This window comes from Mycobacterium sp. E3339 (assembly GCF_001666915.1).
GTDB lineage: Bacteria > Actinomycetota > Actinomycetes > Mycobacteriales > Mycobacteriaceae > Mycobacterium.
The window spans coordinates 1-22,673 of the sequence record NZ_LZIZ01000126.1; the positions used below are offsets into that span (position 1 = coordinate 1).

At 70.0% G+C, this 22,673-nt stretch carries 19 protein-coding genes and 1 pseudogene; 10 read left to right on the forward strand and 10 right to left on the reverse strand.

Annotated features, from left to right (window positions below):
* A pseudogene (locus A5702_RS26300) lies at nt 1-163 on the reverse strand (branched chain amino acid aminotransferase); the annotation flags it as partial.
* 53 nt (nt 164-216) lie between these two features.
* Entirely contained in the window at nt 217-1,314 is a 1,098-nt protein-coding gene (gcvT, locus tag A5702_RS11385) for a glycine cleavage system aminomethyltransferase GcvT (protein ID WP_068220743.1), read from the reverse strand.
* A 41-nt stretch (nt 1,315-1,355) separates the two neighbouring features.
* Between gcvT and A5702_RS11390 the strand changes: the two genes are divergently transcribed.
* Together A5702_RS11390 and A5702_RS11395 are read left to right on the forward strand one after the other, a co-directional pair.
* The gene (locus A5702_RS11390; RefSeq protein WP_055401050.1) at nt 1,356-2,486 is read left to right on the forward strand and encodes an adenylate/guanylate cyclase domain-containing protein; all 1,131 of its coding nucleotides are present in this window, start codon (nt 1,356-1,358) and stop codon (nt 2,484-2,486) included.
* Nucleotides 2,487-2,492: 6 nt separating this feature from the next.
* Complete coding sequence (locus A5702_RS11395; protein WP_156669577.1) at nt 2,493-4,040, forward strand: leucyl aminopeptidase; 1,548 nt, start codon at nt 2,493-2,495, stop codon at nt 4,038-4,040.
* A 5-nt stretch (nt 4,041-4,045) separates the two neighbouring features.
* Here A5702_RS11395 and A5702_RS11400 read toward each other — a convergent pair whose 3' ends face one another.
* Both A5702_RS11400 and A5702_RS11405 read right to left on the reverse strand, forming a co-directional pair.
* Nucleotides 4,046-5,647 carry an NAD(P)/FAD-dependent oxidoreductase gene (locus tag A5702_RS11400; RefSeq protein WP_068220751.1) on the reverse strand — a complete coding sequence of 534 codons (1,602 nt, stop codon included), beginning with the start codon at nt 5,645-5,647 and terminating at the stop codon, nt 4,046-4,048.
* Nucleotides 5,644-6,096 (reverse strand): SRPBCC domain-containing protein, encoded by a 453-nt coding sequence (locus tag A5702_RS11405; protein ID WP_156669578.1) that lies wholly within the window; start codon nt 6,094-6,096, stop codon nt 5,644-5,646. The genes A5702_RS11400 and A5702_RS11405 overlap by 4 nt, the downstream gene beginning before the upstream one ends.
* A gap of 133 nt (nt 6,097-6,229) precedes the next feature.
* Between A5702_RS11405 and A5702_RS11410 the strand changes: the two genes are divergently transcribed.
* On the forward strand, nt 6,230-6,574 hold the full coding sequence (locus A5702_RS11410) for a hypothetical protein (protein WP_055404017.1): 345 nt from the start codon (nt 6,230-6,232) through the stop codon (nt 6,572-6,574).
* A 3-nt stretch (nt 6,575-6,577) separates the two neighbouring features.
* Here the strand turns inward: A5702_RS11410 and A5702_RS11415 are convergent, their stop codons facing one another.
* Complete coding sequence (locus A5702_RS11415) at nt 6,578-8,338, reverse strand: SDR family oxidoreductase (protein WP_068220754.1); 1,761 nt, start codon at nt 8,336-8,338, stop codon at nt 6,578-6,580.
* Nucleotides 8,339-8,530: 192 nt separating this feature from the next.
* On the opposite strand from A5702_RS11415, the gene sucB reads away from it, so the two are divergent.
* The 5 genes from sucB (at nt 8,531) to A5702_RS11440 (ending at nt 13,730) form a co-directional block, all read left to right on the forward strand.
* Nucleotides 8,531-10,324, forward strand: coding sequence for a 2-oxoglutarate dehydrogenase, E2 component, dihydrolipoamide succinyltransferase (gene sucB, locus A5702_RS11420; RefSeq protein WP_068220757.1), 1,794 nt, complete (start codon nt 8,531-8,533; stop codon nt 10,322-10,324).
* A gap of 15 nt (nt 10,325-10,339) precedes the next feature.
* Nucleotides 10,340-11,251 carry a TIGR01777 family oxidoreductase gene (locus tag A5702_RS11425; protein WP_067820008.1) on the forward strand — a complete coding sequence of 304 codons (912 nt, stop codon included), beginning with the start codon at nt 10,340-10,342 and terminating at the stop codon, nt 11,249-11,251.
* A 68-nt stretch (nt 11,252-11,319) separates the two neighbouring features.
* Nucleotides 11,320-12,018 carry a lipoyl(octanoyl) transferase LipB gene (gene lipB, locus A5702_RS11430; protein ID WP_068220817.1) on the forward strand — a complete coding sequence of 233 codons (699 nt, stop codon included), beginning with the start codon at nt 11,320-11,322 and terminating at the stop codon, nt 12,016-12,018.
* Nucleotides 12,015-12,938: a lipoyl synthase gene (gene lipA / locus A5702_RS11435; RefSeq protein ID WP_067820003.1), complete on the forward strand. Its 924-nt coding sequence runs from the start codon at nt 12,015-12,017 to the stop codon at nt 12,936-12,938. The genes lipB and lipA overlap by 4 nt, the downstream gene beginning before the upstream one ends.
* Nucleotides 12,939-12,977: 39 nt before the next feature.
* The gene (locus A5702_RS11440; protein WP_055404011.1) at nt 12,978-13,730 is read left to right on the forward strand and encodes a DUF4191 domain-containing protein; all 753 of its coding nucleotides are present in this window, start codon (nt 12,978-12,980) and stop codon (nt 13,728-13,730) included.
* A gap of 56 nt (nt 13,731-13,786) precedes the next feature.
* Here the strand turns inward: A5702_RS11440 and A5702_RS11445 are convergent, their stop codons facing one another.
* On the reverse strand, nt 13,787-14,209 hold the full coding sequence (locus A5702_RS11445; RefSeq protein ID WP_055404010.1) for an RDD family protein: 423 nt from the start codon (nt 14,207-14,209) through the stop codon (nt 13,787-13,789).
* A gap of 209 nt (nt 14,210-14,418) precedes the next feature.
* Here A5702_RS11445 and glnA point away from each other — a divergent pair, with 209 nt between their 5' ends.
* A complete protein-coding gene (gene glnA / locus A5702_RS11450; RefSeq protein ID WP_068220761.1) occupies nt 14,419-15,855 on the forward strand; it encodes a type I glutamate--ammonia ligase in 1,437 nt (478 codons plus the stop codon).
* Nucleotides 15,856-16,323: 468 nt separating this feature from the next.
* The gene (locus tag A5702_RS11455) at nt 16,324-17,304 is read left to right on the forward strand and encodes a hypothetical protein (protein WP_068220763.1); all 981 of its coding nucleotides are present in this window, start codon (nt 16,324-16,326) and stop codon (nt 17,302-17,304) included.
* Between the two features lie 261 nt (nt 17,305-17,565).
* On the opposite strand, the gene A5702_RS11460 is transcribed toward A5702_RS11455, so the two are convergent.
* From A5702_RS11460 to A5702_RS11475, 4 genes are all read right to left on the reverse strand, one after another.
* A complete protein-coding gene (locus tag A5702_RS11460) occupies nt 17,566-18,093 on the reverse strand; it encodes a GNAT family N-acetyltransferase (protein ID WP_068220766.1) in 528 nt (175 codons plus the stop codon).
* A gap of 89 nt (nt 18,094-18,182) precedes the next feature.
* Entirely contained in the window at nt 18,183-19,043 is an 861-nt protein-coding gene (locus A5702_RS11465; RefSeq protein WP_068220768.1) for a TIGR03619 family F420-dependent LLM class oxidoreductase, read from the reverse strand.
* Nucleotides 19,040-19,684, reverse strand: a complete 645-nt coding sequence (locus A5702_RS11470; RefSeq protein ID WP_068220771.1) for a PaaI family thioesterase — start codon at nt 19,682-19,684, stop codon at nt 19,040-19,042. The genes A5702_RS11465 and A5702_RS11470 overlap by 4 nt, the downstream gene beginning before the upstream one ends.
* On the reverse strand, nt 19,681-22,665 hold the full coding sequence (locus A5702_RS11475) for a bifunctional [glutamine synthetase] adenylyltransferase/[glutamine synthetase]-adenylyl-L-tyrosine phosphorylase (protein ID WP_068220773.1): 2,985 nt from the start codon (nt 22,663-22,665) through the stop codon (nt 19,681-19,683). The genes A5702_RS11470 and A5702_RS11475 overlap by 4 nt, the downstream gene beginning before the upstream one ends.
* Nucleotides 22,666-22,673: the final 8 nt, after the last annotated feature.

Sequence of the window (22,673 nt, forward strand, 5' to 3'; positions counted from 1 at the left end):
CGCGCGCGTTGTGCCAGCCCTGGTCGTCGTCGTAGTCGATGGACACCATGTGGTCAGTGAAGTACTTACCGAAACCGGGCTCGGCCAGGATGGATTCACGCTCGGCGTCGGAGACGGGGTTGGCCGACCGTGAAACCGTGAACTCAGGGGAGTCGCTGGCCATGGCGCTGATTGTATATCCGCCTGCGATCGGGCTTTTCACCCGAACCTGCGGCGCTAACGGGTTTTCGCCTCGACGAAGGGCGGCCGCACGACCTCGCATTCGGCGGCGCGGCCGCGGATGTCGACCGTGACGCGCTGGCCGTCCTCGACGCCGGCGTCGGCGTCGATCAGCGCCAGCGCGATGCCGACTTGCAGCGTCGGGGAGAAGGTCCCGGAGGTGGTGACCCCCACCGGCGCCTCTCCGGCGAGCACGGTCAAACCGGGACGCAGGACGCCGCGGCCCACCATCCGCAGGCCCCGCAGCAGGCGCCGCGGTCCCGCCGCCTTCTCCGCCAGCAGCGCGTCCCGGCCGAAGAACGCGTCCTTCTTCCAGCCGATCGCCCACCCGCAGCGGGCCTGCAGCGGCGAGATGTCCAGCGCCAGTTCGTGCCCGTGCAGCGGGTAGCCCATTTCGGTGCGCAGCGTGTCGCGGGCGCCCAGGCCGGCGGGCTCGCCCCCGGCGGCCGTCACCGCCGCACTAAGCCCGTCGAACACCACCCCCGCGGAGTCCCACGGCGGCAGCAACTCGTAGCCGTGCTCGCCGGTGTATCCGGTGCGGCAGACGCGCACCGGCACCCCGGAATACGAGGCGTCGGCGTAGCCCATGTAGTCCATGTCGGTCGGCAGGCCCAGCTCGCCGAGCACGTCGGCCGATCGCGGGCCCTGCACCGCCAGCACCGCATAGGAGCGATGCTCGTTGGTGATCGTCAGGCCGGCCCCGGCGGCCGCCTGCAGCGCCTCGACCACCGCCGCGGTGTTGGCGGCGTTGGGCACCAGAAAGATCTCGTCGTGGGCGACGTAGTAGGCGATCAGGTCGTCGATGACGCCGCCGGATTCGTTGCAGCACAACGTGTATTGCGCCTTGCCGGGCCCGATGCGGCTCAGGTCGTTGGTGAGCGTCGAGTTGACGAATTCGGCCGCGCCCGGCCCCCGGATCAACGCCTTGCCGAGGTGGCTGACGTCGAACAGGCCGACCGCGTTGCGGGTGGCGTTGTGTTCGCTGACGGTGCCGGCATACGACACCGGCATCAGCCAGCCGCTGAACTCGGCGAAGCTGGCCCCCAGTTCGCGGTGGCGGTCTTCCAGCGGGCCGTGCTGTAGGTCATCGGTCACGACGGTTCACCCTAATCCCGGGAGCTGGCACACTTGGCTGGGTGGTCGATTCCTGGGACTTCGAAGCCCTCGAGGCTGCCGGAATCGCCAATCCGCGCGAGCGGGCCGACCTGATCAAGTACCTCGACGAGCTCGGGTTCACCGTCGACGAGATGGTGGAGGCCGAGCAGCGCGGCCGGCTGTTCGGCCTCGCCGGGGACGTCCTGCAATGGTCGGGACGCCCGACCCACACCATCGCGACCGCCGCCGAACAACTCGGCCTGTCGCCCGAGGAGGTCGCCCACGCCTGGGGCTTGCTGGGGCTTACCGTCGCCGGCCCCGACGTTCCGGTGCTCAGCCAGGCCGACGTGGACGCCCTGGCCACCTGGGTCGCGTTGAGAACGGTCGTGGGTGAGGAGGGCGCGTTCGGGCTGCTGCGGGTGCTCGGCGCCGCGATGGCCCGGCTCGCGGAGGCGGAGTCGACCGCGATTCGCGCCGGGACACCGGACATCCAGATGACCTACACCAACGACGAGCTCGCCACGGCGCAGGCGTACCGCGCGGTCGCGGAGTTCGTCCCGCGGATCGGCGCGTTGATCGACGTCGTTCACCGCCATCACCTGACCGGGGCCCGCACGCACTTCGAGGGCGTGCTCCGCGACACGTCGGCAAGCGTGGTGTGCGGCATCGGTTTTGCCGATCTGTCCGGCTTCACCGTGCTCACCCGCGCGCTGGCCCCCGCGCAGCTTTCGGCCTTGCTCAACGAGTTCGCCGGAACCGTCGCCGACGTGGTGCATCGCGACGGCGGCCGGGTGGTGAAGTTCATCGGCGACGAGGTGATGTGGGTGAGCGGCTCCCCCGAACGCCTGGCCAGGGCGGCGGTCGATCTCGTCGACCATCCGCGGGCCCGCGAGGAGGGGCTGCAGGTCCGCGCGGGCCTGGCGTACGGCGCCGTCCTGGCGATCAACGGGGACTACTTCGGCAGCCCGGTCAACCTGGCGGCGCGTCTGGTCGGGGCCGCGGCCCCGTGCCAGATCTTGGCCGATTCCGCCCTGCACGAGCGGTTGCCGGATTGGCCGGCGACGGCCCGTGGCCCCTTGCAGCTCAAGGGGTTCGACGTCCCCGTCACCGCCTACGAGCTGCAGCGTGGGGGCGCCGCCGATCCCGGGGCGGGCTCGGAGCGATTAGGGTAAATGCCCGTGACCACCGAATTGAGCTATCAAAGCCCCTCCGTAAACGTCGCCACGTCGCTGCCCAAACGCGGGGCGGGCTCTTCGGTATTGATCGTCCCGGTCGTCTCCTCCGGCGACGAGGACTCACCCGGCGCGGCGGTTGCCCCGGGCGAGTCGCTCCTGCCCGCGGACGCGGTCGCCGAGATCGAATCGGGCCTGCGGGCCCTGGACGCCACGGGCGGCAGCGAGCAGGTGCACCGCCTGGTGGTCCCGTCGCTGCCGGTGTCCAGCGTGCTGACGATCGGGCTGGGCAAGCCGCGGCCCGAATGGGCCGCCGACACGATCCGCCGCGCCGCCGGGGTGGCCGCGCGGTCGCTGGGCACCGCCGAGGCGGTGATCGTGACGCTGCCCGGTGACTTCAGCGCCGACGTGTGCTCGGCGACCGTCGAAGGGCTGATCCTGGGCAGCTACCGGTTCACCGAGTTCCGCAGCGACAAGACGGCGCCGAAAGACAAAGGTCTGCGCAAGATCACCGTGTTGTCCGCCTCGAAGGACGCCAAAGCGGCCAGCGCGCACGGCGCGGCCGTGGCGACCGCGGTGGCCACCGCCCGCGACTTCGTCAACACGCCGCCCAGTCACCTCTTCCCCGCCGAATTCGCCAGGCGGGCAAGGTCTTTGGGTGAATCGGTGGGCCTCGAGGTGGAGGTGCTCGACGAGAAGGCGCTGCAGAAGGCCGGTTACGGCGGGGTGATCGGTGTCGGCCAGGGCTCGTCGCGCCCGCCCCGGTTGGTGCGGCTGACGCACCGCGGTTCGAAGCTGGCCAAGAAACCCAAACAGGCGAAGAAGGTGGCCCTGATCGGCAAGGGCATCACATTCGACACCGGCGGCATCTCGATCAAGCCGGCGGCATCCATGCACCACATGACGTCGGACATGGGCGGCGCGGCCGCGGTCATCGCCACGGTGGCGCTGGCCGCGCAGTTGCGGTTGCCCATCGACGTGATCGCGACGGTGCCGATGGCCGAGAACATGCCGTCGGGCACGGCGCAGCGCCCCGGCGACGTGCTGACCCAGTACGGCGGCATCACCGTCGAGGTGCAGAACACCGACGCCGAGGGCCGGCTCATCCTGGCCGACGCCATCGTGCGCGCGTGCGAGGACAACCCGGACTACCTGATCGAGACGTCGACGCTGACCGGCGCGCAGACCGTGGCGCTGGGCGCCCGGATCCCCGGGGTGATGGGCAGCGACGAGTTCCGCGACCGGGTCGCCGCGATCTCGCAGCGGGTGGGCGAGAACGGCTGGCCGATGCCGCTGCCCGACGAACTCAAGGACGACCTGAAATCCACCGTCGCCGACCTGTCGAACATCAGCGGCCAGCGCTTCGCCGGCATGCTGGTGGCCGGCGTGTTCCTGCGCGAGTTCGTCGCCGACGGCGTGGGCTGGGCGCACATCGACGTGGCCGGCCCGGCGTACAACACCGGCGGCCCGTGGGGGTACACCCCGAAGGGCGGCACCGGTGTGCCGACTCGCACCATGTTCGCGGTGCTCGAGGACATCGCCGAAAACGGCTAAAACGGCTAGCGCTTACCGGTCGTCAGCGAGAACACGGCGCGGCGCAGATTGCGGCGCGGCCAGCCGGTCATCCCCTGGGCGGCCAACGCGGCGTTGGCCGCGTTGCGACCGCAGGCGCCGTGCACCGAGCCGCCCGGGGTCGCCGACGCGCTGCCCAGATACAGTCCCTGGACCGGGGTTTCGGCACGGCCCATGCCGGGCGCCGGGCGAAAGATCAGCATCTGCTGCAATTGTGCGGTGCCGCCGTTGAGCGCACCCATGTGCAGGTTGGCGTCGCTGGCCTCCAGGTCCGACGGCCGCTGCACCGTGCGGTCGATCACCGCCGACCCGAAGCCCGGGGCGTGCTCCTCGATGACCCGGTCCACCCCGTCGGCCAGCCGGTCGGCCGACGCGTCGTCGGCCACGTTGCGCGGCAAATGCGTGTAGGCCCAAACACTTTCGGTACCCGCCGGCGACCTGCTCGGGTCAGCCGTGGTGGTCTGCCCCAGCAGCATGAAGGGGTGTTCGGGCACCACCCGGGTGTTCAGGTCGGCCATCCAACGGACCAGCCCGTCACCGTCGGCCCCCAGGTGCACGGTGCCCACCTCGCCCAGCCCCTTCGCCCGCCACGGGATGGGACTCCCCAACGCGTAGTTGACCTTCACCACGGGCGGGTCCCACATGAAGTGCTCGAGGTCGCGTAACAGCTTGGGCGGCAAGGCATCGCTGGGCAGCATGTCGCAGAACAGCCGCGGGGCGGTGACGTCGGCGACGATCGCGCGCCGCGCCTCGACCGTCCGCCCCCCGGCCGTGGTCACCCCGACCGCGCGGCCGCCCTTGACCCGGATGCGGGACACGTTCTGGTCGCATTCGATTCGCGCGCCCGCCGAGCGGGCGCGGCTGACCAGGGCGGCGGTCAGCTGCCCCGAACCCCCGACGGGCACCGGCCAGCCGCAGTCCTGGGCCAACATCGTCATCAGGAAGCCCATGGCGCCGCTGATGGGTGCGTCCGGCGGGACGTCGGCGTGCATTGCGTTGCCCAGCAACAGGACTCGCGGCGCCTCGCCGGCGAACAGCTCGCTGGCCATGGTGTTGGCCGGCTGGACCAGCAGGCGCGCAACCCGAAGCGCCTCTGACGTACCGAGTTTGGCCAGCAGCCGCATCAGCGGGCGCACGGGCGGGAAGGGCGCCAGCATCGCGTCCAGCAGCGGCGCCTTGATCCGCTGCCACAACTCCACCAGGCGCCACCAGTTGTCGCCGTCAGCCGGCTCCCGCCGCGCGAATTCCGTTGCCGTGCGCGCCGGGTCGGGATAGACGATCGGCGGGTCGTCGTCGGCCGCGTTGCGCGGATGCCCGACCACCGCCGGCGCATGCGACCACCGCAGGCCGTGGTCCTCTAGCCCCAGCGCCGAAATCGCCGGCGAGGCCACGGTCATCGGATAGTAGGAGCTGAACAGGTCGGTGATGTAGCCCGGCGTCAGCTCGGCGCTGCGAACCGCGCCGCCCGGTTCGGGCTGGGCCTCGAGCACGAGCACGTCCCAGCCCGCGTCGGCGAGCATCGAGGCGGCGACCAGTCCGTGGTGTCCCGCCCCGATGACGACGGCGTCGGCGGTGTCGCGTGCGCTCATTTCACCTGGCTGGGCACCTTGCGCTCCGCCAGAGCCGCCAGCCGCCAGAGGCACTCCTTATTGCGCGGGTAGGCCGCGGCCAACGCGAGCGAATTGGGAACCGCCCCCATCGGGCCTTCGACGGGCACCTCGATCATCTCCACCCGGCAGCCCTGTGGCGTCTCGTGCAGCAGCATCGTGATCCGCGCGGCGCCCAGCGGCCCCAGGCGGGCGCACAGCACCAGCTTGTGCGGCGGCTCGCTCTCCTCCACCACCGTCGCGTCGTCGATCACCAGCGGCCAGATGCCGATCGAGTGCCTGATCGAGGATCCGGGCTCCGGCCAGTTCGGATCGACGGCCCGCATGCGGCTGTTGCCCACCACCCACTGGGTGTAGGTCCACCCTTGGGCCAGCACTTCCCACACCCGCTCGCAGGGCGCGGCCACGTCCCGCGTCGCAATCAATACCACCCGTTAGTCCCCCTTCTCGGCTACCGCGGCGGAATACCCACGAACCGGGCGACGAACCCCATCGGGGTTTACCGGTCCGGTGCAGCGGCTAATCTCCCACCGATCGAAAACTCGTACGAAGAAAGGCGAGATCGTGACGCTGCGACGGTTGATCCTCGCTGTGGGCGCCGTGCTGTTGCTGGCCGGTGTGATCGGGCTCTTGGCGCCGGTGTCGATTTCGGACGGCAATGGCCATTCGATCGGGTGCGGCAACGCCGTAGCCACGGACCTGTCCGCGGCCAGAAGCGCCAACAACAACAGTGTGGCGAACATCCCGATCCTCAACCAGGTCGTTCCCCACACCGACTATGTGGCGCAATGCCAATCGTCGGTGGGCAGCCGGCGCACGTGGTCGATCCCGCTGGCGATCATCGGGCTGCTCGCGATCGGCGGCGCGCTACTGACGGGACGCCAGGGCGCGACGCGCGCGGGGCCCTAGGAGTCAGATCACCCGCAGCCGCGCGGCGTTACGCAGGCCGGGCGGTGCCACGCGCGAAAGACCGTACAGCGCATAGGCTTCCGGCGCGACGGGGCGAATCGGCTTCTTTTTCTGGACCGACGACAGGATCGCGTTGGCGACCTTGTCCGGGCCGTAGTGCCGCAGCGCGAACATCTTCTCCAGCTGACCCCGGCGCCCGTCGACCCGGTCGCCCTTTCCCGCCGGCGCGTCGAAGCGGGTGGTGTTGATGATGTTGGTGTCGATGACGCCCGGACAGATCGTGGTCAGGCCCACCCCGGCGGCGTCCAGTTCGGCGCGCAGGCAATCGGAGAACATGTAGGTCGCCGCCTTCGACGTGCAGTACGCGCTCAGCGACTGCAGCGGCGCGTAGGCGGCCATCGACGACACGTTGACGATGTAGCCACCGGTGCCGCGGTCCACCATTCGGCGCGCGAACGACCGGCACCCGTTCACCACGCCGCCCAGGTTGACGTCGAGCACCCGGTCGAACTGCTCGGCCGGGGTGTCCAGGAATCCGCCGGCGTGCCCGATGCCGGCGTTGTTGACCACGATGTCGGGCACGCCGTGTTCGGCGCTGACCCGCTCGGCGAACGCCTCCACCGCCTGGGCGTCGGACACATCGAGGACGTAGGCGTGCGCGACGCCGCCGCGGGTGGCGATCTCGGCGGCCGTGGCCTTGACGGCCGCCTCGTCGATGTCGCTGATGACCAGCTCGGCGCCCTCCCGCGCGAACGCGAACGCCGTTTCGCGGCCGATCCCGCTGCCCGCGCCGGTGACCGACACCAGGGTGTCGCCGAACGACCCGCGGGGCCGTCCGACCTGCGCGCGCAGCAGCGCCCGGCTGGCCGGCTGGCCGTCGGCCAGGTCGGCGAACTCGCGCACCGCGGCGGCCATCACCTGCGGGTGGGACATCGGGGAGAAGTGACCGGCCTTGATGTCGCGCCGCCACAGCCGCGGCACGAAGCGCGGCGTGTGGTCGTAGCCGTATGGCCGCACGTACTTGTCTTCGGTGTTGACGATCAGCTGCACCGGCACGTCGACGACGGGAACCGGTCGTTTCCGGGCGAAGGACCGAAAGTAGTTGGCGGGGTAGGTCTTTACCGATTGGGCGGCATCGCGGGGCAGGTGCGGCGAGTGGTGGATCTTCTCGTCGGGGATGTTGTCCACCGCGTTGCGCCGAAGCGCCGGGATCGACAGCGTCAGCCGAAGAAGCAGCGGCGCGAGGACCGGGATCGAGAAGAACACCATGTAGGTGAGCCGCAGCGCCTGGCTGATCGACCGCGCGAACCTGCGGGGTCGCCACGGTTGGCGCAGTCCGCTGAAGATGTAGTCGACCAGTTGGTCCTGGCTGGGGCCCGACACCGACGTGAACGACGCCACCCGGTCACCGGCGCCCGGGCGGGTCAGGTACTCCCAAATGCCGACCGAGCCCCAGTCGTGGGCCAGCACGTGCACGGGCCGGCCGGGGCTCAGCTCCCCGGTCACCGCGGCGAAGTCGTCGGCGAACCGCTCCATGGTGTAGGCCGACACCGGCTTGGGCGCCGAGGACTCACCGACGCCGCGGTTGTCGTACCGAATGATGCGGAACCGGTCGGCCAGCAGCGGCACCACGCCGTCCCACAGCACGTGCGAGTCGGGGAAGCCGTGCACCAGCACGACGGTGGGGCCGTCGGGGTTGCCCTCTTCGAAGACCGCGATTCGCGCGCCGTCGGCGCTGTCGACGAAATGTTGTGTTGCCGGCATCGGACCTCCCCGCTTCAACTGCAGTGGCCACACCGTAGCAAGGCCATTCGGGCCGTCCCGGCAATCGCGCGCGGTCGCCCTGGATGTGTGGCGGCGCGGACGCAGTGACAGGATAGTTTTGAGTAGCTACTTCAGCGGCTAGCGAGATGTTCGACCCGCCCCGACCCACGAGCGATCGAGGAGTCAGAAACGATGGCCTTCTCCGTCCAGATGCCGGCACTCGGTGAGAGCGTGACCGAGGGGACGGTCACCCGCTGGCTCAAGCAGGAAGGCGACACGGTCGAACTCGACGAACCCCTCGTCGAGGTCTCCACCGACAAGGTCGACACCGAAATCCCGTCGCCGGCGGCCGGGGTGCTGACCAAGATCATCGCCCAGGAGGACGACACCGTCGAGGTGGGCGGCGAACTGGCCGTCATCGGCGACTCCGCCGAGGGCGGCGGTTCGCCGGCGCCCCCGCAGGAGCCCAGCCAGCCCGAACCGCAGGCCGAATCCGCGCCACCGGCCCAGCCCGAGCCCGAACCCGAGCCCCAGGCCGCGGCGCCGGCCCAGCCGGAGCCGCAGCCCGCCCAGCAGGGTTCCTCCGGCGACGCGACCCCGGTCCTGATGCCCGAGCTCGGCGAGTCGGTCGCGGAGGGCACGGTGACCCGCTGGCTGAAGAAGGTCGGCGACTCGGTCCAGGTCGACGATGCGCTGGTCGAGGTGTCGACCGACAAGGTCGACACCGAGATCCCGTCGCCGGTGGCCGGCGTCCTGATCAGCATCACCGCCGAGGAGGATGCCACCGTGCCCGTCGGCGGCGAACTGGCGCGGATCGGCAGCGGTTCCCAGGCGGCGGCGGCCCCGACTCCCCAGCCCGCTCCGCAACCGGAACCCAAGCCCCAACCGGCACCCGAACCGCCCAAGGCGGAGGCGAAGCCCGAACCGCAGCCGGTCTCGCAGCCCGAGCCGGCGCCGCCGCCGAAACCCCAACCCGCGCAAGCGGAACCGGCCGCCGAGCCCAGCGGCTCCGGCCCGGACGGCGCCCCCTACGTGACCCCGCTGGTGCGCAAGCTGGCCACCGAGCACGGCATCGATCTGGCCCAGATCGCCGGCACCGGGGTCGGCGGCCGCATCCGCAAGCAGGACGTGCTCGCCGCCGCGGAGAAGAAACAACAGACCCAGCAGGCGCCCGCCCCGGCGCAGGCACCGGCCGCCGCACCGGCCGTGGACGGCAAGGCGGCTCCGGCCCCGGCGCCGAGCCCGGCGCCGGCGCTGGCGCACCTGCGCGGGACCACGCAGAAGGCCAGCCGGATCCGCCAGATCACCGCGAACAAGACGCGGGAATCGCTGCAGGCCACCGCCCAGCTCACTCAGACGCACGAGGTCGACATGACCCGGATCGTCGGGTTGCGGGCCCGGGCGAAGAACGCGTTCGCCGAACGCGAGGGGGTCAACCTGACCTTCCTGCCGTTCATCGCCCGGGCGGTGATCGACGCGTTGAAGATCCACCCGAACATCAACGCCAGCTACAACGAAGAGACCAAGGAAATCACCTACTACGACGCCGAACATCTCGGCTTCGCCGTCGACACCGAGCAGGGCCTGCTCTCCCCGGTCATCCACAATGCCGGCGACCTGTCGCTGGCCGGCCTGGCCCGGGCCATTGCTGACATCGCCGCGCGCGCCCGGTCGGGCGACCTCAAACCCGACGAGCTGTCGGGCGGCACCTTCACCATCACCAACATCGGCAGCCAGGGCGCGTTGTTCGACACCCCGATTCTGGTGCCGCCGCAGGCGGCCATGTTGGGCACCGGGGCCATCGTGAAGCGGCCCCGGGTGATCGTCGACGAATTCGGCAACGAGTCCATCGGTGTCCGCTCGATCTGCTACCTCCCGCTGACCTATGACCACCGGCTCATCGACGGCGCCGACGCCGGACGCTTCCTCACCACGATCAAGCACCGGCTCGAAGAGGGAGCGTTCGAGGCGGACCTGGGTCTTTAGGAGGACTGCCGAACCGTGGCCAAGCCCGTCATCGCCATCGCGGGTTCATCCGGCCTGATCGGATCCGCCTTGACCGCGGCGCTGCGCGCGGCCGACCACCGGGTGTTGCGCATCGTGCGCCGGGCACCGTCGAACTCCGACGAACTGCACTGGAACCCCGAGAGCGGCGAATTCGACGTCGACGCGGTGAGCGACGTCGACGCCGTCGTCAACCTGTGCGGTGTCAACGTCGGCCAGCGTCGATGGTCGGGCGCCTTCAAGCAGGGCCTGCGCGACAGCCGCATCGCCCCCACCGAGGTGCTGGCGCATGCCGTCGCCGACGCCGGGGTGGCGACCCTGGTCAACGCCAGCGCGGTGGGCTACTACGGGGACACCAAGGACCGCGTGGTGGACGAAAACGACCGGGCGGGAAAGGGTTTCCTGGCGCAGCTGTGCGAAGACTGGGAAGCCGCCACGCTACCGGCGCAATACGGCGGCGCCCGGGTGGTGCTGGCCCGCACCGGCCTGGTGTTCGCCCCCGGGGGCGGCGCGTTGGGGCGGCTGCGGCCGCTGTTCAAGACGGGCCTGGGGGCCCGGCTGGGCAGTGGCCGTCAGTACATGTCCTGGATCACGCTGGAGGACGAGGTGCGGGCGCTGCTGTTCGCGATCTCCCATCCCACGCTGTCCGGCCCGGTGAACATGACCGGGCCAGCGCCGGTCACCAACGCCGAATTCACCACCGCGTTCGGCCGGGCGGTCAACCGCCCGACGCCGTTTATGCTCCCCGGGTTCGCGGTGCGGGCCGCGCTCGGCGAGTTCGCCGACGAGGGCTTGCTCATCGGCCAGCGCGCCATCCCGTCCGCCCTGGAGCGGGCCGGATTCCAGTTCCACCACAACACAATTGGCGAGGCCCTGGCCTACGCCACCGCCGGCCGCGACCACGACTAGCGCCGCAGCCGGGCTCTTCGCCGGTGCGTGACGCGCATCGCACCCGCCGCAGGGGTAGCGTCGCGAAGGTGATCGATTCCATCCGGTCCAGCCGGGCCGCGATCGACGTCCGACAGCTCGGAAGCGTCGAGTACCGCACCGCCTGGCAGCTGCAGCGCGAGCTGGCCGACGCCAGGGTCGCCGGCGGCAGCGACACGCTGCTGCTGCTGGAGCACCCGGCGGTCTACACCGCGGGCCGGCGCACCGAGCCGCACGAACGACCGATGGACGGCACCCCGGTCGTCGACACCGACCGGGGCGGCAAGATCACCTGGCACGGCCCCGGCCAACTCGTCGGCTACCCGATCATCGGCCTGCGCGAACCGCTGGACGTGCTGAATTACGTTCGCCGCCTCGAGGAGGCCCTGATCAAGGTGTGTAGCGAACTCGGGCTGGACACCTGCCGTGTGGAGGGCCGGTCCGGGGTGTGGGTGCCGGGCGGCGACCGGCCCGACCGCAAGGTGGGCGCCATCGGCGTGCGGATCTCGCGCGCGACCACCCTGCACGGGTTCGCGCTCAACTGCGACTGCGACCTCGGCGCGTTCGGCACCATCGTCCCGTGCGGCATCAGCGACGCCGGGGTGACGTCGTTGTCGGCCGAGCTGCGGCGCCCGGTGACGGTCGACGACGTCCGCGTCGCCGTCGCCGACGCCGTCTGCGACGCCCTCGACGGCGCCCTGCCAGTGCGGGAACACCTGCCCACCCCCCGCGTAGCATCGAGGGCGTGACTGTCGCACCCGAAGGCCGCAAGCTGCTGCGCCTCGAGGTCCGCAACGCGCAAACCCCGATCGAGCGCAAGCCGCCGTGGATCAAGGTCCGCGCCCGGATGGGACCCGAATACACCCAGTTGAAGGGCCTGGTCCGCCGCGAGGGGCTGCACACGGTCTGCGAAGAAGCCGGCTGCCCCAACATCTTCGAGTGCTGGGAGGACCGGGAGGCCACCTTCCTGATCGGCGGTGACCAGTGCACGCGGCGCTGCGACTTCTGCCAGATCGACACCGGCAAGCCCGCCGCCCTCGACCGCGACGAGCCGAGACGCGTCGCCGACAGCGTGCGGACGATGGGACTGCGCTACGCCACCATCACCGGGGTGGCCCGCGATGACCTGCCCGATGGCGGGGCCTGGCTGTACGCCGAGACGGTGCGGGCGATCAAGGAGCTCAACCCGTCGACCGGCGTCGAGCTGTTGATACCGGACTTCAACGGCGAACCCGCCCGGCTTGCCGAGGTTTTCCAGTCCCGCCCGGAAGTGTTGGCGCACAACGTCGAAACCGTGCCCCGCATCTTCAAGCGGATCCGGCCGGCCTTCAGTTACCAGCGCAGCCTGGACGTCATCACCGCGGCGCGCGACTTCGGGCTGGTCACGAAGAGCAACCTCATCCTCGGGCTCGGCGAAACCCCCGACGAGGTGCGCACCGCGCTGGCCGACCTGCGGGCCGCCGGCTGCGACATCGTCACCATCACCCAGTACCTGCGTCCCTCGACGCGTCACCACCCGGTCGAGCGCTGGGTGCGGCCCGAGGAGTTCGTCGAATTCTCCCGGCACGCCGAGGGGCTGGGCTTCTCCGGGGTACTGGCGGGGCCGCTGGTGCGGTCGTCCTACCGGGCGGGCCGGCTCTACGAGCAAGCCGCGCGCACCCGCGCCTGACGGCCGTCGGCCCGATTCGCCGGTACGTATCCTTTGACTATGGCTAAACCCCGCACCGCCGCTGAGAACAAGGCCGCCCGGGCGCAGGCGCAGGCCGCGCGTAAGGCCGCCGCGAAGGAGCGTCGCGCCCAGTTGTGGCAGGCGTTCAACCTTCAGCGCCGCGAGGACAAGCGGCTGCTGCCCTACATGATCGGCGTCTTCGTGCTGATCGTGGCCGCCTCGGTGGCCGTCGGCGTGTGGGCCGGCGGGCTGACCACGTTCACCTTGATCCCGCTGGGCGTGGTGCTGGGCGCGCTGGCGGCCTTCATCGTGTTCGGTCGCCGCGCGCAGAAGAGCGTCTACAGCAAGGCCGAGGGACAAACCGGCGCGGCGGCTTGGGCGTTGGACAACCTGCGCGGCAAGTGGCGGGTGACGCCGGGCGTGGCCGCGACCGGCCACCTCGACGCGGTGCACCGCGTCATCGGCCGGCCGGGCGTCATCTTGGTCGCGGAAGGGTCGTCGGCCCGGGTCCGGCCGCTGCTGGCCCAGGAGAAGAAGCGCACCGCGCGGTTGATCGGCGAGGTGCCGATCTACGACCTCGTTGTCGGCAACGGCGACGACGAGGTGCCGCTGTCCAAGCTGGAGCGCCACCTCAACCGCTTGCCGGCCAACATCACCGTCAAGCAGATGGACACGCTGGAGTCCCGGCTCGCCGCGCTGGGTACGCGGGCGGGCGCCGCCGTCCTGCCGAAGGGGCCGCTTCCCAACGCCGGCAAGATGCGCGGCGTGCAGCGCACGGTGCGCCGCAAGTAGCCAGCGGCGATCGCAAGCGCGGCGTCAGCCGGGCGCTGCGGGTCGCCGCCATCTAATCAGCGCCGGACGACCGCCGTCGCGGTCAGCCGATCCTGCATGCCGCGGCCGTCCCAGTCGGTGAACAACGCCGGGACCACGGTCCCAACCAGCACACCGCGCACCACCGCCCGGCCGATGCCGACCGCGCCCCGGTCGTCGACCGTCACGACCTGCAGGCCCAGCACCAACTGCCCGGGCGTGAAGCCGAACAGCCGCACCGAGATCACACCGAGCACGAACCAGATGCCCAGCACCGCCGTCGACAACGCGTGTTCAGAGAAGACGCCGAAGCGCAGCGCCAGCGCGGCCAGGCCGTAGGAGATCAGCCAGTCGATCATCAGGGCACCCAGCCGACGTCCCATCGGGGCCAGCGACCCCGGCCCGCTTTGCGGCAGTCCCAGCCGCTCGCCGGGATAGGTGGACGGCGAGTTCGGCGTCATCGTCGCAACCCCGGCTGAACGCTGCGCCCGGGCACCGGAAGAGATACGATCCAGCGGTCCATGGCCCCACAATAGAACCCGCCGGTGACGGCGACTCTTTTGTGAACAACATGGGTCGCGTAACGTGCGCGCAACACGGGGTTGACTGGCGGGCAACATCTGCTCCATAGCGTCAGGCCGCGGATCTCACCAAGTAAAGGAGCATTTCTGTGACGGAAACGACGCCCGACGACGTCTTCAAACTCGTCAAGGACGAGAACGTCGAGTTTGTCGACGTCCGGTTCTGTGACTTGCCAGGCATCATGCAGCACTTCACGATTCCGGTTTCGTTCTTCGACGAGAGCGTCTTCGAGGACGGCCTGGCCTTCGACGGTTCCTCGATTCGAGGCTTCCAGTCCATTCACGAATCCGACATGCTGCTCCTGCCGGACCCCGCGACGGCGCAGATCGACCTGTTCACCGAGCACAAGACGCTGAACCTGAACTTCTTCGTGCACGACCCGTTCACCCTCGAGCCCTACTCGCGCGACCCGCGCAACATCGCCCGCAAGGCGGAGAACTACCTGATCAGCACCGGGGTCGCCGACACCGCCTACTTCGGCGCCGAGGCGGAGTTCTACATCTTCGACTCGGTGAGCTTCGACTCGCGCACCAACGGCTCCTTCTACGAGGTCGACGCGATCTCGGGCTGGTGGAACACCGGCGAGCCGACCGAGAACGACGGCACGCCCAACCGCGGCTACAAGGTCCGCCCCAAGGGCGGGTACTTCCCCGTCGCTCCCGTCGACCACTACGTCGACCTGCGCGCCGACATGCTGGCGAACCTGATCAAAGCTGGCTTCAGCCTGGAGAAGGGCCACCACGAGGTGGGCAGCGGCGGACAGGCCGAGATCAACTACAAGTTCAACACGCTGCTGCATGCCGCCGACGACATGCAGCTGTACAAGTACATCGTCAAGAACACCGCCTGGCAGGCCGGCAAGACCGTCACCTTCATGCCCAAGCCACTGTTCGGTGACAACGGCTCCGGCATGCACACCCACCAGTCGCTGTGGAAAGACGGCAGCCCGTTGATGTACGACGAGACCGGCTACGCCGGCCTGTCGGACACGGCGCGCCACTACATCGGCGGCCTGCTGCACCACGCCCCGTCGCTGCTGGCCTTCACCAACCCGACCGTCAACTCCTACAAGCGACTGGTCCCGGGCTACGAGGCCCCGATCAACCTGGTCTACAGCCAGCGCAACCGATCGGCCTGTGTCCGCATCCCGATCACCGGCAGCAACCCGAAGGCCAAGCGGCTCGAGTTCCGTTGCCCCGACTCGTCGGGCAACCCGTACCTGGCGTTCTCGGCGATGCTGATGGCCGGGCTGGACGGCATCAAGAACAAGATCGAGCCGCAGGCCCCGGTCGACAAGGACCTCTACGAGTTGCCGCCGGAGGAGGCCGCCAACATCCCGCAGGCGCCCACCCAGCTGTCCGCGGTGATCGACCGGCTGGAAGAGGATCACGAATACCTCACCGAGGGTGGGGTTTTCACGCCCGACCTGATCGAGACGTGGATCAGCTTCAAGCGCGAGAACGAAATCCTGCCCGTGCAGATCCGACCGCACCCGTACGAGTTCGCGCTGTACTACGACGTCTAGATCCGTCAACCGAAACCACCCGCGTGGCAACCGTCGCGCGGGTGGTTTCGTTTTGCCGGGCCGGAGATTCGGCGATAGTCGCCACATCTGGTCCGCGGGATGGGAGTATCCCATCTCGGGGATGCCGCGTGTGGAGGTTGCGATGACGCAGACCGGTCCAGTCCCGTCAACCGCGCGCAAGGCGATAGTCGCAACGCTCGCCGCTGCCGCGGCGCTCTCGTTGGCCTCCTGCGGATCGGACAACAAGACGCCCCCGACGACCTCGTCGTCGGTGACGTCCACCACGCGCACCAAGGTGCCGTCCAGCTCTAGCATTTCCGTCTACACGCCGCCCACGGTGACGACGGGAACGCCGCCGACGACGGACCGTACGACACCGCTGCCATCCACCCCAACGACCACGCTGCCACCCTCCGTGACAACCGGCATTCCGCCGAGCCCGACCACCGCATCTCCGGTTCCGTCGCCGTGAGCGAGGAAGAGGGTTCGCCCGCCATGCCCAAGTGGATCGGCGTCGTGGGGTTGTTCATCGCGCCGACCACCATCATCACCTCGCTGTGCTACTTCTACGGCTATGTCGCCACCCGAACCTACTTCTCGTATTTCGGAATCGACACGGACGCAATCGGATTCACCACCACCGACTATGTCGTCAAGAGCCTGCCGGCGCTGTACGTGCCGCTGGTGGTGGGCCTGTTCGCGTGGGTGGCCATGCTCTGGGCCGCCGATTACCTGCGTCGCCTGGTGCAATCCGGTCGCCGGCCCCAGTTGCTGCGCGGGGTCGCGTGGGTGTCCATCGCCCTCGGAGTGGTCGGCGTGGCCATCGCGATCGTCGGGCTGACCAAGCCCGATTGGGCCCCGATTCAGGCCGACGTCGCGACGCCCGTGGCACTCGGCCTGGGCGCCGCCCTCCTGATGGTCGGGCTGTGGCTGCTCGGCGGAACCCGCACCAGCGATGCGCCGCGACCGTTCGCGGCCGCCGAACGGGGCAGCCTCGTGGTGGCGGCCGGGGCGATCGTGGTGGCGTTGTTTTGGGTCGCCGACATCTTCGCCACCTTCCGCGGTCACGACCTCGCTATCAACACCAATGCGGGTTTGTGGTCGCGGGAGAACGTCGTCGTCCTGGATGTGGACGCCAAGCAGGATGTGCCGCTGCTGCTGGGCAATCAGATCAAGGTGAGCTGGGCCCCGCAGGGCGCTGACCCGTCGGCGAAGTCGGCCTTTCTGCGCTACGAGTGTTTCCGCTCGCTGGCCGTCCACAATGACCGGTGGGTGTTGGTGCCGGCCCGATGGGCTCCGGCCGCGGGATTTGCCGTCATCGTCAATGCCGATGCCTCTCATGTCATTTCGCTGAAGCGCATTGAGCACATCGCCGACAGCGCCGCAGCGAAGAACACCGACGCGGACTGGGAGTGCCCGGAGGTCGGCATCGACACGCAGGGCAAGTAGTTGCTCTGGCAATCGTCGCCGAAAATTCAGATTAAAACTCTTGCGGCGGCATCGGATCCGGCGTTAGCTTCACGGCCATGACTATCAGCACCGCACAGACAATGACCCTGGACCGCGTTGGCGGCGGAGCCGGTGGAGGCCGCTTCTTCGGTGGCGGAGCGGGCGGAGGCTTCGTCGGTGGCGGAGCCGGCGGAGGCTTTGTCGGCGGCGGGGCCGGCGGGGGCTTCGTCGGCGGCGGCGCCGGCGGCGGCCGCTAACCCTTCACGCAATCGGGCGGGGCGGCTCGTCGGGATCGGCCGTCCCCGCCAGGTCGACTTGCATCCACGCGACGTCGTGCCAGCGGCCGTGTTTCCATGCGACGCGCCGATATAGGCCGGCGTCGCGGAATCCGAACGACCGGTGGAACGCGTTGCTGGCCTCGTTCGGCTGGGTGATGCCGGCGAGCGCTTGCCGGTACCCGCGCTCGGCGAGCCGGCGCAGTAGTTCCGTGTAGAGCTGGCGGCCGCAGCCCGTGCGGTGACGGGCGGGGTCGACGTAGATGCCCGTCTCGACCGACCATTGAAAGCTGGGCAGGCGCCAGAGCACATGGCCGTACGCGAAGCCGACTACGCGACCCGCCCGTTCGAGCACCAACCATTCGTGGGCGTCGGCGATCCGGCCGGCCATCTCCGCAACGCTGGGGACTTCGAGCTCCCAGCTGATGGTCGTGTCGGTGACATAGGGCCGATAGATCGCAAGGCACGCCTCGGCATCCGATGTGGACGCCGGGCGAACCCGACCGATTGGCATCCCGTCATCCTCTCGCGAGACTGAAACTACGGCGAACTTCAACGGCGTGTCGCCGCCAAGGATTCAGTGTCGCGGCAAACCAGCCCGAGCTAACCGTCGAGCGCCAAGTCCTTGCGGAAGCGCTGCATGCCGTCGATCTTGTCCTCCAGCGACGCATCAGGTCCGGTGTAGAACATCCAGGGCATGGTGATGATGCCGGTGATGCCCGCGTCGGCGGCGCGCTGGTAGTCGGCGGTGGTGAAGGCGTCGGTCAGCGGCGTCAACACGGTGAAATCGTGGAAAGACAAACCGTTTTCGGCGCGCAACTCCCGCAGCTTGCCCACGGCCTCGATGGCGCGCTCGGTCTTGATCAGGTCGCCGATCCAGCCGTCGTTGCGGGCGGCGCGGCGCAGCGCGATGTCGCTGAGCCCGCCGACATACACCGGTATCGGCGGCGGCGTCGGCTCCATCTCCAGCCGCGGTGCGCGGTAGAACTCGCCCTCGAACTCCGCCCAGCCCGGCCGCCACAGCGCCCGCATCAGGTCGATGATTTCGTCGGTCCGTTTCCCGCGGGCCTCGAACCGCTCCCCCATCAACGCGAATTCTTCCCGGCACCAGCCGACGCCGATGCCGAGCTCCACCCGACCCGACGCCAGAACCGCCGCGGTGCCAATGGCTTTCGCGGCCGAATAGGGGTTGCGCATCGCGGGAATGTAGACGGTCGTGACGAACCGCAGGCGCGTGGTGACCTGAGCCAGCGCGCCGACCAGCACCCACGGATCGGGCCAGTCGGTGAACGGCTGCCAACGGCGCTCCCCGTCCTTGGTGTACGGGTACGGCGTGTCCAGGGTCTCCAGGTTGACGACGTGGTCGGGGATCCCGATGCCGTCGTAGCCGAGTTCGTCGGCGGCCTTGGCCAGCTCGATGATCTCCCGGATGTTCAAAAACGCGCTGCTGATGTAGAACTTCATTCGGCTTCCCGCGCCCACGCCGGCTCGATGAAGACGCCTTCGGCCTCGACGGTGACCCCGTTCGCGTCTGAAATCGTGCCGCGCGCAAACACTTTGACGCCTTCCCTGCCGTCCACCCACGCCTCGGACCGCAGCGGGCCCAACGGGGTGCCGCGCCGGTACTTGACGGTGATGGTGCCGGTGAAGCGCGCCTTGGACAGCCCCTCGCTGGCCGCCTCGCCGAGCATGTGGTCGAGCACCAGCGCGCTGACGCCGCCGTGCACCAGTTTCGGCGGGCCCTCGTACGCCGAGCCGAGGACGAACTCGCTCCAGCAGCGGCCGCCGCCGTCGTGGTGGACGACGATCGGCGGCGCGATCGGGTTGCACACGCCGATCGCGGCGTTGCCCAGCGGCAGCGGTCGGCCGTTGACGCGGTAGCTCACGCCCATCGGCCGGGTCCGTTGCCGCAGCGACCGGGTGACGGCCTCGATCGCGGCGCGCGCCTGGGTGACGGCGTCGTCGTCGACCTCGGTCCGGATGGTCGCGTCGACAAGCTCGCGCACGGCGTCGGCCAACGGGGCATACAGGGCGGTCACGCGCTGAGCCTCCGCCGCGTCGAGCACCTCGAATATGGCGTCCAACGCGCCGGTCTCCTGAGTCAACTTCCAAACACCTTTCGTACCACGGCTTTTGCCCGCCGCGTGACCCGCAGATAGTTGTCCAAGAACTCCCCGCCGTCATCGGTCGGCCAGCCCGCGGCCACCGCGACCGCGTTGAGCTGGCGGCCCGGCCCGGGCAGCTGGTCGGTCGGCTTGCCGCGGACCAGCACCAGCGCGTTGCGCGCCCGGGTCGCGGTCAGCCACGCCTGCCGGAGCAGGTCGACCTCATCGGCGGGCACCAGGTCGGCCGCGGCGATCGCGTCCAGGCACTGCAGCGTGGAGGTGTTGTGCAGGGCGGGAATTCGGTGCGCGTGCCGCAGCTGCATCAGCTGCACGGTCCATTCGACGTCGGCCAGCCCGCCGCGGCCCAGCTTGGTGTGCGTGTTCGGGTCAGCGCCGCGCGGCAGCCGCTCGGCGTCGACGCGGGCCTTGATGCGGCGGATCTCCCGCACCGCCTCGGCGGACACCCCGTCGGCCGGGTAGCGCGTCCGGTCGGCCATCAACAGGAAACGCTGCCCCAGGTCCGCGTCGCCGGCGACCGCGTGCGCGCGCAGCAGCGCCTGAATCTCCCACGGCTGCGCCCACTGCTCGTAATAGGCGGCGTAGGCACCCAGCGTGCGCACCAGCGGGCCCTGCCGGCCTTCGGGCCGCAGGTTGGCGTCGACCTCCAGCGGCGGGTCGACGCTGGGAGTGCCCAGCAGCGTGCGCACCTGTTCGGCGACCGTCGTCGACCACCGGATCGCCACCGAGTCCTCGGCCCCGTGGGCGGGCTCGCACACGAACATCACGTCCGCGTCGGATCCGTAGCCCAGTTCGGCGCCGCCCAGCCTGCCCATGCCGATCACCGCGATGGCGGCCGGCGCCGTGCCGTCCTTGGGCAGGTTGGCGCGGATCATCGCGTCCAGCGCGGCCTGCAGCACGGCCACCCACACCGAGGTGAGCGCCCGGCACACGTCGGTGACCTCGAGGAAGCCCAGCAGGTCGGCCGAGCCGATGCGGGCCAGTTCGCGGCGGCGCAGCGTGCGGGCGGCCGCGATTGCGCGCGGCGCGTCCGGGTGGCGCCCGGCCGAGGCGATCAGCGCGCGGGCCACCGCGGCCGGGTCCGTCTCGAGCAGCTTGGGGCCGGCCGCACCGTCGCTGTAGTCCTGAATCACTCGCGGCGCGCGCATCAACAGGTCCGGCACGAACGCGGAGGTGCCCAGCACGTGCATCAGTCGCCTGGCCACCGCCGGCTTGTCGCGCAGCGTCGACAGATACCAGTTCTCGGCGGCCAGCGCCTCGGACAGCCGGCGGTAGGCCAGCAGCCCGCCGTCGGGATCCGGCGCGTACGACATCCAGTTCAGCAGCCTGGGCAACAGCACCGACTGCACGCGACCGCGCCGGCCGCTCTGATTGACCAGCGCCGACATGTGTTTCAACGCGCTCTGCGGGCCCTCGTAGCCGAGCGCGGCCAGCTGACGTTCGGCGGCCTCCGGGGTCATGCCGTGCCCGATCTCCAGGCCGGCCGGGCCGATCGATTCCAGCAGCGGCTGGTAGAAGAGCTTGGCGTGCAGCTGCGACACCCGCAGGTTCTGGTGCCGCAGCTCCTCGCGCAGCACCCCCGCGGCGTCGTGCCGCCCGTCGGGCCGGATGTGCGCGGCGCGTGCCAGCCAGCGCACCGCCTCCTCGTCCTCGGCTTCGGGCAACAGGTGGGTGCGCTTGAGCCGCTGCAGTTGCAGGCGGTGCTCGAGCAGCCGGAGGAACTCGTAGGAAGCGGTCAGGTTCGCCGCGTCCTCGCGGCCGATGTAGCCGCCCTGCCCCAACGCATCCAGCGCGTCCACCGTGGACGCCACGTGCAGCGACTCGTCGCTGCGGCCGTGCACCAGCTGCAGCAGCTGCACCGCGAACTCCACGTCGCGCAGCCCGCCGCTGCCGAGTTTGATCTCGCGGCCGCGCACGTCGGCGGGCACCAGCTGCTCGACCCGGCGGCGCATCGCCTGCACCTCGACGACGAAGTCCTCCCGCTCGCAGGCCACCCACACCATCGGCATCAACGCGGACAGGTAGCGCTCGGCGAGCTCCCGATCGCCCACGGCGGCGCGGGCTTTCAGCAACGCCTGAAACTCCCACGTTTTCGCCCAGCGCTGGTAGTAGGCGATGTGCGACTCGACGGTGCGGACCAGTTCACCGCTGCGGCCCTCCGGCCGCAGCCCGGCGTCGACCTGAAAGAAGGCCTCCGACGCGACCCGCATCATCTCGCTGGCCACCCGGGTGGTGAGCGGGTCGGCGCGCTCGCCGACGAAGATGACGTCCACGTCGCTGACGTAGTTCAGTTCGCGGGCACCGCATTTGCCCATCGCGATTACCGCCAGCCGCGGTGGCGTCCGGTCGCCGCACGCGCTCAGCTCGGCCACCCGCAGCGCGGCGGCCAGCGCGGCGTCGGCCAGGTCCGACAGCTGGGCGCCCACCACCGTGAACGGCAGCACCGGTTCATCTTCGACCGTCGCGGCCAGATCGAGCGCGGCCAGCAACAGCAGCTGATCGCGGTACAGGGTCTGCAGGCGCGGCACCACGGAACCCGGCGCGTCCGACGCCTCGTCGACGCACTCGGTGAACGCCGCGCACAGCTCGTCGTGGCTGGGCAGTTTGGCCTTGCCGCGCAACAGTTTCCACGACTGCGGGTGCACAGCCAGGTGGTCGCCCAGCGCCAGCGACGACCCGAGCACGGCGAACAGCCGCCCGCGCAGGGGGCGTTCGGTGAGCAGCGCCGCGTTGAGCTCGTCCCAGTCGGCCTCGGGGTTCTCCGCCAGCCGCATCAGGGCGCGCAGCGCGGCGTCGGGGTCGGGGGCGCGCGACAGCGACCACAGCAGGTCCACGTGGGCCTGGTCGTCGTGGTCGTACCAACCCAGCTGCGTCAGGCGGTCGCTCGCCGGGGGATCGACCAAGCCGAGCCGGCCCACGCTGGGCAGCCGGGGGCGCTGCGTCGCGGGTTTGGTCACGCTCACGACGGTAT

Bases quoted from the DNA above. Each gene is read 5' to 3' on its own strand.
- A5702_RS11445 (WP_055404010.1), bottom strand. From the start codon at position 14,209: ATGACGCCGAACTCGCCGTCCACCTATCCCGGCGAGCGGCTGGGACTG.
- A5702_RS11415 (WP_068220754.1), bottom strand. From the start codon at position 8,338: ATGCCGGCAACACAACATTTCGTCGACAGCGCCGACGGCGCGCGAATC.
- A5702_RS11460 (WP_068220766.1), bottom strand. From the start codon at position 18,093: ATGCCAATCGGTCGGGTTCGCCCGGCGTCCACATCGGATGCCGAGGCG.
- A5702_RS11440 (WP_055404011.1), top strand. From the start codon at position 12,978: ATGGCTAAACCCCGCACCGCCGCTGAGAACAAGGCCGCCCGGGCGCAG.
- A5702_RS11465 (WP_068220768.1), bottom strand. From the start codon at position 19,043: ATGAAGTTCTACATCAGCAGCGCGTTTTTGAACATCCGGGAGATCATC.
- A5702_RS11400 (WP_068220751.1), bottom strand. From the start codon at position 5,647: ATGAGCGCACGCGACACCGCCGACGCCGTCGTCATCGGGGCGGGACAC.
- sucB (WP_068220757.1), top strand. From the start codon at position 8,531: ATGGCCTTCTCCGTCCAGATGCCGGCACTCGGTGAGAGCGTGACCGAG.